This window comes from Mesorhizobium sp. M4A.F.Ca.ET.022.05.2.1, assembly GCF_003998845.1.
Classification (GTDB): domain Bacteria; phylum Pseudomonadota; class Alphaproteobacteria; order Rhizobiales; family Rhizobiaceae; genus Mesorhizobium.
In genome coordinates, this window is the sequence record NZ_RZOJ01000133.1 from 1 (window position 1) to 13879 (window position 13879).

11 protein-coding genes, 1 tRNA gene and 2 pseudogenes are annotated in these 13879 nt (G+C 55.6%); 5 read left to right on the top strand and 9 right to left on the bottom strand.

Annotated elements, in window-relative coordinates; genetic code table 11:
* On the top strand, positions 1-365 hold a 365-nt coding region (locus EN745_RS16375; RefSeq protein ID WP_127421758.1), incomplete at its 5' end, for an NAD-dependent epimerase/dehydratase family protein.
* Between the two features lie 292 nt (positions 366-657).
* Positions 658-867, top strand: a complete 210-nt coding sequence (locus tag EN745_RS16380) for a hypothetical protein (protein ID WP_127404952.1) — start codon at positions 658-660, stop codon at positions 865-867.
* Between the two features lie 328 nt (positions 868-1195).
* On the opposite strand, the gene EN745_RS16390 is transcribed toward EN745_RS16380, so the two are convergent.
* From EN745_RS16390 to EN745_RS16400, 4 genes and pseudogenes are all read right to left on the bottom strand, one after another.
* The gene (locus EN745_RS16390) at positions 1196-3133 is read right to left on the bottom strand and encodes an AAA family ATPase (RefSeq protein ID WP_127421759.1); all 1938 of its coding nucleotides are present in this window, start codon (positions 3131-3133) and stop codon (positions 1196-1198) included.
* Positions 3130-3738 (bottom strand): recombinase family protein, encoded by a 609-nt coding sequence (locus EN745_RS16395; RefSeq protein ID WP_127421760.1) that lies wholly within the window; start codon positions 3736-3738, stop codon positions 3130-3132. The genes EN745_RS16390 and EN745_RS16395 overlap by 4 nt, the downstream gene beginning before the upstream one ends.
* Positions 3739-4178: 440 nt before the next feature.
* A pseudogene (locus EN745_RS37045) lies at positions 4179-4391 on the bottom strand (type II toxin-antitoxin system HipA family toxin); the annotation flags it as partial.
* A 24-nt stretch (positions 4392-4415) separates the two neighbouring features.
* Positions 4416-5774, bottom strand: a complete 1359-nt coding sequence (locus EN745_RS16400) for a recombinase family protein (protein WP_127421761.1) — start codon at positions 5772-5774, stop codon at positions 4416-4418.
* Positions 5775-6400: 626 nt separating this feature from the next.
* Here EN745_RS16400 and EN745_RS37050 point away from each other — a divergent pair.
* A pseudogene (locus tag EN745_RS37050) lies at positions 6401-6781 on the top strand (helix-turn-helix transcriptional regulator).
* A 206-nt stretch (positions 6782-6987) separates the two neighbouring features.
* On the opposite strand, the gene EN745_RS16420 reads toward EN745_RS37050, so the two are convergent.
* The 4 genes from EN745_RS16420 to EN745_RS16435 all read right to left on the bottom strand — a co-directional run bounded on the left by EN745_RS16420 (position 6988) and on the right by EN745_RS16435 (position 10342).
* On the bottom strand, positions 6988-8202 hold the full coding sequence (locus EN745_RS16420; RefSeq protein WP_127421765.1) for a hypothetical protein: 1215 nt from the start codon (positions 8200-8202) through the stop codon (positions 6988-6990).
* Positions 8203-8649: 447 nt separating this feature from the next.
* A complete protein-coding gene (locus tag EN745_RS16425; protein WP_127421766.1) occupies positions 8650-9687 on the bottom strand; it encodes a site-specific integrase in 1038 nt (345 codons plus the stop codon).
* Between the two features lie 105 nt (positions 9688-9792).
* A tRNA-Val gene (locus EN745_RS16430) sits at positions 9793-9867 on the bottom strand.
* Positions 9868-9979: 112 nt separating this feature from the next.
* A complete protein-coding gene (locus tag EN745_RS16435; RefSeq protein WP_006199474.1) occupies positions 9980-10342 on the bottom strand; it encodes a response regulator in 363 nt (120 codons plus the stop codon).
* 163 nt (positions 10343-10505) lie between these two features.
* On the opposite strand from EN745_RS16435, the gene EN745_RS16440 reads away from it, so the two are divergent.
* Both EN745_RS16440 and hisN read left to right on the top strand, forming a co-directional pair.
* Complete coding sequence (locus EN745_RS16440) at positions 10506-11447, top strand: N-formylglutamate amidohydrolase (RefSeq protein WP_127421767.1); 942 nt, start codon at positions 10506-10508, stop codon at positions 11445-11447.
* Positions 11448-11764: 317 nt separating this feature from the next.
* On the top strand, positions 11765-12538 hold the full coding sequence (hisN, locus tag EN745_RS16445) for a histidinol-phosphatase (protein ID WP_126058412.1): 774 nt from the start codon (positions 11765-11767) through the stop codon (positions 12536-12538).
* Between the two features lie 79 nt (positions 12539-12617).
* Here the strand turns inward: hisN and EN745_RS16450 are convergent, their stop codons facing one another.
* Positions 12618-13574: an alpha/beta hydrolase gene (locus EN745_RS16450; RefSeq protein WP_126058413.1), complete on the bottom strand. Its 957-nt coding sequence runs from the start codon at positions 13572-13574 to the stop codon at positions 12618-12620.
* Positions 13575-13879 lie beyond the last annotated feature (305 nt).

Here is a 13879-nt window from a genome sequence, read left to right on the forward strand (position 1 = left end):
AGCAGCTGGAGGTCTGGGGATCGGGCAGGCCAATGCGCGAGTTCCTGCATGTCGACGACGCCGCCGATGCGCTTGTCTGGCTGCTGAAGAACTATTCCGGCGACGGCCACGTCAATGTCGGCTCGGGAGAAGACATCAGCATTGGCAAGCTTGCCCGCACGATCCTGTCCGTGGTCGGCGTCGAAGCCACGGTAACCTTCGACGCGACAAAGCCGGACGGCACGCCGCGCAAGCTGCTGGACGTGTCGCGCTTGTTTGCAACGGGCTGGCGGCCGCGCTGCTCGCTGCGCGATGGATTGGAACAGACTTATGGGTGGTTTCTGCGGCATGTCGAGACAGGCGACGTTCGCCTCGGCGCGGGCTGAGCCGCAATCGACGCTGATTGCCGCAGCATGAGGGGATGGGCTGGGCAGCCACCTTCTGGCAATGGCCAACGCAAAGTCGGTCGTGGACGCGTTCGGCTACAGGCGCAATCGTGTCGTCGATGGAAGAGCGGTTCCACGCCACACGCGCCACTCGCTCACCAGCGGCAACGGCGCCTTGTTCGCCGGCGCATGGCGAAAGGCTTCGCAGAAATTTTCCGATTCGTTTGAACCAATCCTTGGAGGGACGCGACCCAGCGCTGCGTAACAAACGCGGTCCACAAGGAGAACGTCCATGCCTATTCTTTCGAGAAACGTCTTGCTTGCCATCGCCGCCGCTTCAGTGGTGGCGGGCTGTAAGACGACCACCCCCCGGGATTGCGATAACCTCAAGCCGAACGTCACCTATCACGGCAAATGCTGCGGCATTGGCGATGCGCCGTGCCGCGAAGGCAAGAACGGCAACCACGACAGGCCCAACAGACCCGACCCTCGGCCGCAATGAGTGTAGGAGAGTAAGCCAGTGAGAGAGCAGGGCAATAGGGAATGATTAGCAGCGGCAAGATCCTGCTGCCGTATTGCCCTACTCTCTTGTTCCCGTGGGGATTTGTTAGGATGGTGGGCGTGACAAGGATTGAACTTGTGACCCCTGCAATGTCAATGCAGTGCTCTCCGCCTGAAGTCGCCTTCGCTCCTATCGAAAGACTGAATAAATTCAGCTGCTTACGCAGTCTACGATCTTTCCTAGCTACACGCAATCCTCAACAAAAAAGCAGGTTTCCAACCTCTCGTTGTGACCAGAGTGTGACCGGGACCCCGTCCGTCCAGAAAGCTCAGATGTCTTGCTGTGGCACCTCAATGGGCTTTGCTATCTTCTCCACAATCCTCCTAATCTCTGCCAAGGGTTCTTGAGGCAGTCTTTCCAACAAATCGGGTGAAGACACCAGCTCAATCAGCTTGTTCATATCCTTTGACCTATATCCGACCGGCAGGTATGCTTCCAAGGTTCCTTCACTCAATATATGAATACCTTGTTCAGCCATCTCTTCGAGAAAATCTCTAAATAATTCTCGCTCGGTATCATCCAAATCTGCACGCAGAACCCGCCTTCGACTCTTGATGTACTCCCAAACGCTCGCAGCGTGTTCCCAGTTTCCGTTCGCTACCGCCAGATCAATATTTTTGACAAGGGCGTCCCCGTCACGGCTTCCAACGTTATTTATTACATCGTCACGAATATCTAAGGCATCCACTTTGAAAAGAGATTTTATCTTCTCCGTACCGACCTGTTCGCAATAATCTCTATCGGCAATAATGTGGAATGGTATCGCACATGACTCCAGCACCTTGACGTACTGAGGGAACATTCCCTTACCCCCTACATCAACGATCTCAACGATATCGCCGAGATCCGATTTAAACCCGAGTAACGGTAATACAGCTTCGAAGAAAATACGGTCACCCATGCCTTCCACCAGGATCACTCTGTCGGCAAAAAATACCTTTTCATTGTCTTGTGAATTTATGACATTGAATAAATGCTTTCCATCTATCTTTCCCGATGCCGACAATCGTACGATATTACTGTTTTGAGCTCTAGAATACACGCGAGAAACAAACGATATGCTCTCCGGGGATACAAACGTCGGAGAGTGAGTAGCCAAAACAAACTGATTTCTGGTTGTTCTCGCCAACTCTATAAAGATTTGCAAAAGCGACTTCTGCCATTTTGGATGTAGGTGCAGCTCAGGCTCGTCCACGAATATGATCGCATCCCTTACGTCCAATGCAAATATAGCAAATATGTACGTCAGCAATTCCTTCTCGCCTGAAGAAGCAGCCGTAGCATTAAACGATATTCCTTGCTTCGTTATGAATATATCATACTGATTTGAATTTATATCCTTGCTTTTAATTGTCCAATCGTATCCTATGTTTCTAAGTGTCTCCGTCAATTTCTTTATGTTTGGCTCATTCATCAATCTCTCTAAGCTTCCGCCTCGGTCTTCGTGCAGTATCTTAAGATACTTCTGGGCAACGGTGCTCACGGCCAAAGAAACAATGTTTCCTGAGTTTCGCGAAGTAATGGCGTCGTTCTGTCGCCTTTGCTCGAATTCATTATACCCTGAAAGGCCGACTGTAGATTGGAATCCGCTCATGGAGCGATTGACCGGAAGGTAAACAAAAGGTGTTGTTAATCCAGCGTCTGCTTCACCTATCGCCATTCGATTATAGATCTCAAAATATCGCATGTACTCTAGAAATTGCCTTGCTGGAGACTGGTCATTATCTAGAACATTCCCATTGCTTATCGAGTATGTAAATATTTGTCCTGATTCTATTTCTTCAGTTTTCCAAAGTCTGATTGCGTCAATTACATTCGCATTTCGAAACAAGTGCCCGTACTGCCGCTTTCGCTCGTCTACGCCGGCTACCATTGAAGCCATATTTGATACGTCGCTCAAGGTAACCTCGATGTCGATCTCCACAAGCTGATTTTTCGTCAACGCAGTGCTGTTTTTCTCAAAAACAAGACCATTAAGTTGATCATTGTGCGCGAATGTGTAGTCGGCTCCATCATTCTGAGGGTTATATTGTATATATAGATTGCCAAAGAGGTACTTTCTCACAGAGATAGTCATAGCATCTAGCAGGTTTGTTTTACCTCCGCCGTTTGGGCCGATTAGGATGGAGATATCGCCGTCAAGTGACAGCGTGGCCTTTCGAAGGAAACTTCTGAAATTTTCAATTGAAATGCGCTTTACCTTCATTTGTGCCCCTTGGATCGCTCAGAGGATAACGTCGTTATTATCTGGTGAGCCTTGCCTACCGAAATATTGTGCCGCTTCGCTATCAAGCGAATCGACAGTCCGGATATTCCATCTGCCTTGATTTCTGAAACGTTATACGACTTCGTCGGTCTGCCAAGTTTTTTTCCGTTGGCGATTGCTCTGGCAAGCCCAACCTTTACACGCTCCTGTATCATTGCTCTTTCAAACTCGGCAAACACACCTGTCATCTGAAACATGGCCTTGCCGGAGGGGGTTGTCGTATCGATCGCTTGTTGGTGGAGATAAAGGTCCACGCCATTCGAATGCAGATCGTCCAAGGCTTGAACCAGCCCGGTGAGGCTCCTGCCAAGCCGCGAGACGTCCCAAGCCATCAACACATCGAATTTGGCTCTGACGGCATCTTGTAGCAGTTGGTCGTAACCAGGGCGCTTGTCCCGGCCCTTCGCTCCGCTGATCCCTTCATCCTGATAGGTAGCCGTGATCACCCATCCCTTGGCGATTGCGACCCTCTCCAGCTCAAGTCGCTGGTTGTCGGTCGTCTGCTCTTTAGTGCTAACTCTGAGGTACACGGCTGCTCGTTTCACAGATGCCTCCTTGTTCAAATAACATCCCTTTTATGAACACCAATTTTGACTCTTTGAAGGCGGGATATTGCAAGGGTTCGCGAGGGCTTTGGTCGAAGGGGTTTTTTGAACACTCACGATCCAAGAATTTTACACAGGGGTTGCATCCGACAGGTGTACATGAAACCGCCGCGCACCCTCAGCGCACCCATTTGTAAACTTCTTCAATCCGCAAGTAGGGGAGGAGGGAGAATTGGAAGGGCAGGCCAACAGGTGACATCCGGGGGGTATCAATATGTTTATGTACCGACGGCCCGGGCACCAGTTTGCAAATCTGTAAACTTCAGCCGGAAGCCTTAGTCGTGGGGACGGCCCGCGGGTAGGTCTTAAGCAGCCTTTCTTCAGGCTATGAACCGGTTCTAGCTGTTGACCAATCTTCGCATAGAGCATTGCCGTCCTTGTCAGAAAGCACGGGTGCTGAGGCGAGGTGTCATGACTTTGACGTGTGCATCGATACGTTCAAGTGCTGCCGCAGGCACCAAGTCGCGCTCTGGCAGGCGCCACCAATGATCATTTACGAGTTCCACCGTTTCGCACACCGCCCTAAGAACCTCCGGTTCGGGCAGCTTGGCTCGGTTTGCGAGTTTTTTCCATCGCGAGGCTGTGAGCGCCTTGATGACGCATCCCCAGCGCCCCTTTCAATGCCGCGAAGCAGCCCTTTTCTGCGCTGCCGAGATTGCTTCCCGTTTGGTGATCGGGAAACCCGCCAACCCATAAGCTCTGATCATCGAGCCAAATCGGTCAGTGAACATCTGGTGTGTAGGAAGGTCTGGGTCTGCTTCGATCAGCGCAATGGTGACGTAACCGAACGTAGCGTGTAACCGCCGGATACCATCCAGGAGCTGATCATCGGAGTAGTTGCGCTTGCGCTTAGGAACACGCCAGCGGCACTCATATCCGACTGCCGCATACGCAGCCCGAAGACCACCAAAATGCTCGACATACGTTCTGCAACAAGGCGTGTACTGACAGTAGTCAATGATGACCGACGACAGCTTCCCCTTTTCTCTTAAGAGCCGCTCAAGCCGATCGATCATGTCTTGTTTGGAGAAGGCGTAGCCGGTTCGGCGTCCGATCTGCTGTTGGGCTCTTGCGAACTGCCTTGCCCCGACGATTGGTTGCATTACTCGTGTTCTGATCCACAGGGCTGGAGGATTTCGCTTAGCCGGTCCTCTCATTCGCTGTGTTTTTCTGTTGTACACGTAGTAGCCGACCATCAATTCGCTCGTGAGGACAGTTCTGACGCGTGCGAACGTCCACGTCCCACCGTTGGTCGATGGGATGTCCCTGCCATTTAGTTCTCTGGCGATGCTCGACATGCTTTGGTTTTGCTCAACGAACATGCGGAAAATGCGCCGGACGACCCGAAGTTCATCGATTGGACCGGGCACGAAAACAACCCGATCAGTACTAAGGCCCTTCTGTTCGCCGAAGCCCAGGACAAACCGTGGCTGTCTATCTTTGCTGACCAAAAGACGTCTTATGCCGTAGGGTATCTGGCCGCCTTGCTTAAAGCCTAGACGAGCTTGCTGTTTCTGTGCCCTGGAAACCTTCTCCGACAGTTCGCGGCTGTACTCGCCAGCCATGACCCGCTTCAGGTTCTTGACGATCGTCGAAACCATGCTGCCGTCGTTCTCGAACGGCTCACCGCAATATTCCACGGCAACCCCGGCCTCTCGGCAAAGAAACTCATAATGGGCTGATTGGTCCGTATCCTGAAATCGACCCCACCGGCTGACGTCCAGAACCAAAATCGCCGAGTAGCTGCGTTGGCCAGTCACCACATCGCTCAGCAACTGCTTGAGGCCATCCCTGCCTTTCAAACTCAAGCCGCTTCTGCCTGCATCGGCATACGTCTGGACAACAGCGTAGCCCCTCGCTTCCGCGTACTCCGCAATGGCAGTGACTTGGTTTTCCAGCGAGTAGCGCTGGTGCTCGGTTGACATGCGAATGTACTGCGCTGCCGGAATGCGGAGCACATTCGATAGCTCGGTCACAGGAGTGTCCTCCGACAAAAGCCAATCTCCAACTCAACGTTGGTGATGCGCTCAATGGTGGTGGCTTAACCTCACCGGTTTGCCAATGTCATCCTTCCGCTTCTTCTTGCAGGGCCTTTTCCGGCTCGTAGACCGGTCCCACACTGCCTTGGAGGGTTCGAGCCTATTTGGATGCGAAGGGTAGGATTGTCCCTCTATGGGACCGCTCCCAAGGGGAGATATACGAACACATCATTGTAGGTATGGAAGCCAGAAGGGGGCGAGATATACGACTAGCGCGGCCGCACCATACGCTACGGCTACTGTCCCAGCGACCCATGCACCAATGACCAGAACCCAAGCGATAAACGCGGCCAAGCGCCATTGAAACATTTCGTGGCGAGTCAAGGGAATGTTCCAGCCAGGTGGATAGAACAGCTCTTCCTTGTTGGTCTTCTTTGGACGCCCGTTGCCAATGCTTAGGTATATGCGAATGGGAAAAAATGACCGGCGCGGTTCGGTTTTGTCGTCCCTCACCAATCTATCGTTGCTCATCGGTTACCCCTCCCGAAACGCGCGTTAGACGGCTGTTCGCTTTGTTCAATATATCGAGGTGCGAATTTTGAGCAACTGGGTTCGCTTCCGGCATGGACTTGCGGGAAGTGCTTGCTGCAAATTTGCGTCGGTTGAGGCACCTGAGGGGGCTGTCTCAAGACGATCTCGCGTACGATGCAGGTGTCAGCCGAAGCTATCTCAGCCAGATCGAAAAGGGCAAATACTACGCAAGCCTAAAGTTCATAGGCAAGCTTTCGGTCGTGCTCCAGGTTGAGGCTTGGGAGCTTCTGAAGCCATCAGAAAGCAGCGCCAGGGAGTAGAAGGGTGACCTAAGCGACCTCGAAAGAGGTAAGCGCAACCCGACCGTGATTACGCTATATGAGTTAGCGCAGGCCCTCGGGGTCAGTCATGTCGATCTTGTTCGTCCTGACGGTGAAGCCGAAGCCGAACCCTCGTGTAGGTCCAATTCATAGAGGGCAGGCAATGGCTACTCGCAATCTTTGCAATACATGGTTTGTATACCCACTCAGGGAAGGATGTGCCGAGGTGCCAATCGTTGATGGACCAACACCCCGGAGCTGGGCTAGTCTTCTGCGTATAGCTCGAATATAGGTCTGTTACGAAACGTAGCTACAAGCTTTAGCGCGCTATCTTTTGCACTTTTGCACAATCCACCAGGCTATGCCGGCCACTTTCGCAGTGATCTGACCTCAATTCGTGAAATCTCTTCGGGGCTTGGCATGGCTGACTCGGATAGAAGCTTCCTATCTCCGACAACGAGCTTGGAAATTCTGCCTTGGCCGGCATTGGTGTCTATGAGGTAGCCCTCGTCCACGGCCTTCTTTGCATTTCGGCTAACGACAGAGATGTCACGGCCAAGCTTTTCGGCCAACCGGGTGATGCTAAGCTCCTCAAATGGCTTGCCAGCTTTGACCGCCTCAACCAAAGAGCGGATGTTATCGGGGACGCTTTTTGCCAATCCTTGGGACACGGCTTCGTTAGCTAAATCGTAGACAATCCGGTAGTCATCGATCGTTGCAATCACGTGCCCGTTGTCGTCTTTTTCCCTGGTACAAGAGTGTAGGAGTGCAGATGCCCTTATCAGTGACAGGATTTGAGGAAAGTCCCTTTTTACCTTATCATGGGTGTTGGGCATTCTAACGGCGATCTCCTTTGAAAAGGGGATTTTGACGTCCTTTGGTAGCATCTGCGTGTATTCATACAGGGCAAACCATGGACCGGTATCTGGCTTACTCTTTGGTTGAATAATACCCTCCGCTTGGGCGATCAGCGCGGCCTTGATTTGCTCGGGAGATTCTTTGATGTCCACCGCCAGCATTCTATTCTCGTCTTCTGGATGTATGCCGGTTGCAGTGGTCGTCATGATCAACCCACAGGGACCCTCCAAGATGGGCAACTCTGACCCCTTCAGGCCGCTATCTGTGCTTTCCACAGTGGCGTATCGCACTTTACCCTCACTGAGTAGTTGCCTTAGTAGGGCTCTTCCGGCTCCATCTGCCATCCCCGAAGCTTCTCCGATTATCAGGTGCCGGTTCTTTAGCGACAGGTCCTTGAGATAGATGATCGCCTTCTCCGACATACCTTCAAACTCTTCGTATGCCGATTGCGGGATGAAGTATTTCCCCATCCTCAGGCTGAACGATTTCCCCGCTCCGGACGGTCCTTTGATTAGGAGGGAAACCGGACGATCAAACATCCCCGTTAGCAATGTGAGATACACAAGCTGAGGCAGCTTTGCGTTTCCGGCAAATCCAAGCTCCCCCGTCTCTCTCCCCATGATCTCGATAATGTTTTCTTGTTTCTGCAGTCCTGCACACCGTTCTAGAAGTTCATTCTGATGAATTTCGGTTTGTTCTGGCACGATATTGCTCATTTCGGTTTCACCATAAGATGCACGCATGAATAATTGCAATAAACAGCGGCCATTATGCTCGCGTGTTTAAGCCTATGGATTTAAACAGAAATGTGCTGATTATTGCGAGTGGAATGCGAAAAGCCAGATAAACAATCAATTATCTGGTACAATCCACAATTATCGGAAATACCCATCCTGCAATGGGTTTCCATTTAAGGGCTTCACCCTAAGTTATAGGTTCCCGCCTCTGAAGATAGGGCTGCGGCACGCTACAACTTCCGTTTTCCTAAGTAGCCTCAGCAAATGGAGCTTTCAAGGCTACGAGCGAGATTTTTTGTTGTCGATCAAGTCATCGGCTTCGTCTAGGCGTATATGGTCAGCAAAGACCCTAATCGAAACGCCCCTGAGGGTCCCTCCTGCTAAACCTGCAAAAGTGCAAAAGCCTCGGGGTTAGGGGAGCCGTCCCTAGCCGTCCTGTGTGTCCTCATCCACGCGGGATGCATTCAGCTTTTGCACGAGCTTTCCCTTGTCGGCGTGGGCATACCGCAGCAGCATTCGAATATCCCGATGCCCGCTGATGGACGCCACTTCGGGCACAGTTAGGGCTTTCTCGAAGAACCGGGAAATCGCCTCATGCCTCAGGTCGTGGAAGTGCAAGTCGTCTATCTTTGCCCGCTTTGTCAGCTTGTCCCATGCGAGGCGTACAGCAACGGGCGTGATAGGGAAGAGACCTGCATTCTGTGTCTTGGCCCGGTCGCTCATCACGGCAATAGTTGTCTCTAGGAACGCTACGGCCACCGACGAAAGCGGGATGGTCCTCGAATGGCCGTTCTTCGAGTCCCGAATGGTTGCCGTGCAGCGTTCAATGTCCACGTCGCGGAACCGCAGGGCAATAATCTCCCCCCGTCTCATGGCGGTTTCTAGGGCCAGCCGAACGATTGGGATCAGCAGAGGATTCCGTGTCTTTCGTCCTGCTTCCAGCAGCTTTTCGAATTCGCCTTCCCTTAGCCGCCTGTCCCTCTTGTTGTCCGTGACCTTAAGGGCAAGGTCCGTAAGCGGGTTGCAGCGAAGAGGGAGATTCCAATCCATCCTTGCAACCTCGAACATGTTGCTGAGGGGAGCGATTTGGCGCTTCAGGGATTTGGTGGTGATGGTTTTCAGCCGTTCGTCTCGATAGGTCGCAAAGTCGGCTGTTGTCAGTTCCGACAGGCGCTTTTTGCAAATTCGGTGCCGTAGGAAGGCTCCAAGCACGATCCTCTCGATTTCGGCCCCTTTCTTGGCTGGTACGATTTCATCAAGATAGCGCTGGACCAGCTTGGCAAGGGTGATCTTCTCCAGTTCCTTCCTGTCGGGTCCAAGCTCTGCTCTGTCTGCCAGTCTCTCCTGATGTCTTGCCCATTCCTTGGCATCGGCAAGGAGTGTGAATGTCTTGGTTGATGGAGCAACGCCCTTCCTGCGAATCTGCACCTGGTACTTGTCGCGGTGCTTCCGAATTGTGGCCATGACGAACCCTTTGCTGTGACCAGTTTGTGACCAGCAGCCAAATCAAGGGTCTTTCGAGAGGGGCGTTTCGATAGCTAACTTATTGAAAAGCTATCAGAAATAGGATGGTGGGCGTGACAAGGATTGAACTTGTGACCCCTGCAATGTCAATGCAGTGCTCTCCCGCTGAGCTACACGCCCATCCGATGCCGCGCATACACCATTTTTGATCCGGCGCGTCAATAGGTGGAAAAACGAAAGAAGGGCTCGTTTTGTCGCGCCCGAAGGCGCGCCGGGATCAAGCTGGAACGCCTCACGCCGCCTGCAGCATCTTCTCGACCTCGTTGACGAGGTCACGCAGGTGGAACGGCTTCGACAGTACCTTGGCGTCCTTCGGCGCCTTGGAATCAGGGTTGAGCGCTACTGCGGCGAAACCGGTGATGAACATGACCTTGAGGTCGGGATCGATCTCGGTGGCGCGGCGTGCAAGCTCGATGCCGTCCATCTCCGGCATGACGATATCGGTCAAAAGCAGCGAGAACGGTTCCTCGCGCAGCCGCTCATAGGCGCTGGCGCCATTGTCGAAATCGCTCACCTGATAGCCGGCGCGCTCCAATGCCTTGACGAGGAACCGGCGCATATCATCATCGTCTTCCGCCAGCAGAATGCGTGCCATCATGTCCCGTCCGAATCACCCGCCCGATGTTGATGCCGGGCAAGCCCGTTAACCATCCTGTATATGAGGAGGTGTCGGTAAACATCAAGTGAACGTTGGGCGCATAAGCCCGACTTTGACAACGGGGACAGAGCGCTGAAATGCTGGACATGCGGCCGGGGAGATGGCAGTTTTAGACCATGATGCAGTGCTGTTTCCTGGTTCGTTCACATTGAAGACGGCAGCCGAGGATTTTTCGGTCGTTCCACCCTTCGAAATCCGATCGGGCGCCGAGCAGCGCGTTCCCTTCCTCTTCAATTCGCCGCATAGCGGCCGCTACTATCCCGAGCGCTTTTTGGCCATGGCCAAGCTCGACAGCAACGCCATCCGCCGGTCGGAGGATTGCTATGTCGACGAGTTGTTCGGCGGCGCCGTGGTGCTCGGCGCGCCCATGCTGGCGGCGAATTTCCCGCGCGCCTATCTCGACGTCAATCGGGAGCCCTGGGAGCTCGACCCGCGCATGTTCGCCGAGCCGGTGCCGTCCTTCTGCAACATCCGCTCCGCGCGGGTGGCGGGCGGGCTCGGCACCGTGCCGAAGCTGGTGGGGGAGGGGCTCGACATCTACTCCGGCCGCTTGCCACTGGCCGAGGCGGTGGCGCGCATCGAGACCGTCTACAAGCCCTATCACGAGACGCTGAAACGGCTGTTGACAAGAACCCATGCCAGGTTCGGCTATGCGGTGCTGATCGACTGCCATTCGATGCCGGCCAGCATAAGGGTCGGCGACAATGGCGTGCGGCCGGATTTCATCATTGGCGACCGTTTCGGGATTTCCGCAACGGCGGCGCTGACCGAGACGGCGATCGCCCTGCTCACCGGCATGGGCTACACGGTGGCCCACAACAAGCCCTATGCCGGGGGCTTCATCACCGAGCATTACGGCCGTCCGGCGCGCCATCTGCATGCGCTGCAGATCGAGGTCAATCGCGGGCTCTACATGAACGAGCGGACGTTCCAGAAATCGCCCGGCTTCGACGCGCTTGCCGACGACCTCACGCGCTTCTCGGCCGATCTGATGGCGATGCCGGACCATCATTTCGTCGATCTGCCGCTGGCCGCCGAGTAACGCCGGCACACCCGATCAGCGCCGCGAGCCGCGTGAAAAAAAGACCGCATCGTTTTCACGACACGGTCGAAGTCTAGGGAGGAAACGCCCAAGGAGGGCATGGACAGGAAAACCTGTCCGAGAACAAATCTATTGTGCGATGCACAAATGTCAATCGACTTCAGGCTTTTTTAATTCACTCTGATTGGGAAATTGCGTTTCGGTGGCGTTTGCGTGACATTCAGGCAACAGTTGCCGCGGTGCTAAATGATCCATGCCCCTTGTTCAGGCAGGAAATCATCGGCAAAGCACGGCATGCCGCAACGCGGGAGAATCAGTTGGACATCAGCATCGACTTCATGCGGCGCATCGCGCATGCCGCCGCCGCCGAGACCTTGCCGCGCTTCCGCAGCCAGGGCGCGGTCGTCAACAAGGAGGCGGGTAGCTTCGATCCGGTCACCGAGGCCGACCGCGAGGCCGAGCGGGTGATCCGGGCGCTGATATCGACGGAGTATCCCGAGCACGGCATTCTCGGCGAGGAGCACGGCAGCTCGAACATCTCCAGCCGGCATGTCTGGGTGATCGATCCGATCGACGGCACGCGCGCCTTCATCTCCGGCCTGCCGGTCTGGGGAACGCTGGTCGGATTGACGGTCGACGGCGAGGCCGTCGCCGGGCTGATGTCGCAGCCTTTCACCGGTGAGCTGTTCTATGCCAACGCATCCGGGTCCCACTATGAAGGTCCTGGCGGGCCGCGCAAGCTTGCGACGCGCAAGACCACCGACCTCGCCAGGGCGACGCTGTTCACCACCACGCCGGCGCTGTTTAAGGGCGAGGCGCGCTCGCGCTACGATCAGTTCGAAAAGCAGGTCCAGCTCGCCCGCTACGGCACCGATTGCTATGCCTTCGCCATGGTCGCGGCGGGAAGCGTCGACATCGTCGCCGATCCCGGGCTGAAACCCTACGATATCGTGGCGCTGATCCCGATCATCGAGAAGGCGGGCGGCGTCGTCACCACGTTCGAGGGCGGTCCGGCGGAGAAGGGCGGGGATATCCTGGCGGCGGCGACGCCTGAGCTGCACGCGGCGGCGATGGCTGCTCTGCGCGGCTGAGCCCCGCGATCGGTCCCTGGGGCGCGGCCAAGGATGCCGATCCTGGCAGCAGGCTGTCAGCCCGGTGGCCGTGCACCGGTCAGGGCGCGTCGCCGGTTCCGGGAATGAAGGCGTCGAAGGCGGCGAGGAGTTGCTCGCGATAGAGGTCTTTCTCCTGCAGGATCTCATGGTGGGCGCCGTCGATCATCAGCAGTGAGCCAAGGCGCAGGCGCCTGGCGTAGGCTTCCACCGCCTTGGTCGAGACGACCTGGTCGGCACCGGCGGCGATCACCAGCATCGGAACCTGGATCGCGCTCATGAAGTCCGGATCGCTGATCGTCTCGGACGCCTCGGCCGCAGCCTTCAGCCAGCGGATCGTCGGTCCGCCAAGCGCCAGCTGCGGCCAGGCTTCGTAGATGCCGGTGTTGCGCCGGTAACGCACGGGATCCGACGTCACCTTGTTGAGCTCAAACGGCGTCGTCTCCTTCGGCCGCGGTCCGATGGCGGCATAGAGCCGGCCAAGGCCGATCGCGCAGAACGCCGCGCAGACGCGGCGGACCGTGCTTATCGAGACAGGCAAATCGGGCAAGGTCAGGAAAGGCGCAATCAGCACCATGCGCCGCACCCGGTTGACCATCGACGGCGAAGCGAGCAGCGCGACCACCGCTCCGGCCGAATGGGCGAGGATGTAGTATGGTCCGCGACAGTCGGGCAGCACCACCTCCTCGAAGAACTGCTCGAGATCGCTGGCGTAGTCGCGGAAGCTGCGGACATAACCACGCTGCGGGTCGCCGGTCAGCCGGTCGGAAGCACCCTGGCCGCGCCAGTCGAGCGTTGCGACGCTGAAGCCGCGGCCGCAAAGATCGCGGATGGTCTCGAAATATTTCTCGGCGCACTCGTTGCGGCCGGTGAGCAGGACCACGGTGCCCTTGAGAGGGCGGGTGGTGGCGGCAAAGACGCCGTAGCGGATCTTCTTGCGGTCACGCGTGGTGAAGAAGCCGCCGGCGGCATTTTCCGGCGGCGGATTGTCCGGCGTCTGATAAAAAAGGTCCGTCATTCGGCGTTTCGTTCTTTGCTCTGCCGCCGCGGCTGGCGAGGTGTCGCACGGTGATAGACGGCCATGCGCCAAAAGCAAAGGCGTCGCGGAGATGGTGGAAGGCCAACCAACGAGGCCGGAAGCAGCCTTTGGCTGCTTCCGGCCCTTGTCGATCCGGGAGGAAGGGACGTTAACACCCGGCTCGGCCTCGTCGCGGCGTCTGTTGGGCGCGCCGCCTGGTCCTTGATCCTGGCAGCATCCTAACGCCGCCTGGCTGAACGCCGGCCGAAGCCGCGGTTCATCTGACGTTCATCGAGGCTCGAATG

Excerpts from the sequence above, each read along its gene's own strand:
- EN745_RS16425 (WP_127421766.1), bottom strand. The coding sequence starts at position 9,687 with ATGGCCACAATTCGGAAGCACCGCGACAAGTACCAGGTGCAGATTCGC.
- EN745_RS16450 (WP_126058413.1), bottom strand. The coding sequence starts at position 13,574 with ATGACGGACCTTTTTTATCAGACGCCGGACAATCCGCCGCCGGAAAAT.
- EN745_RS16435 (WP_006199474.1), bottom strand. The coding sequence starts at position 10,342 with ATGGCACGCATTCTGCTGGCGGAAGACGATGATGATATGCGCCGGTTC.
- EN745_RS16440 (WP_127421767.1), top strand. The coding sequence starts at position 10,506 with ATGGCAGTTTTAGACCATGATGCAGTGCTGTTTCCTGGTTCGTTCACA.
- EN745_RS16390 (WP_127421759.1), bottom strand. The coding sequence starts at position 3,133 with ATGAAGGTAAAGCGCATTTCAATTGAAAATTTCAGAAGTTTCCTTCGA.
- EN745_RS16380 (WP_127404952.1), top strand. The coding sequence starts at position 658 with ATGCCTATTCTTTCGAGAAACGTCTTGCTTGCCATCGCCGCCGCTTCA.
- EN745_RS16420 (WP_127421765.1), bottom strand. The coding sequence starts at position 8,202 with ATGAGCAATATCGTGCCAGAACAAACCGAAATTCATCAGAATGAACTT.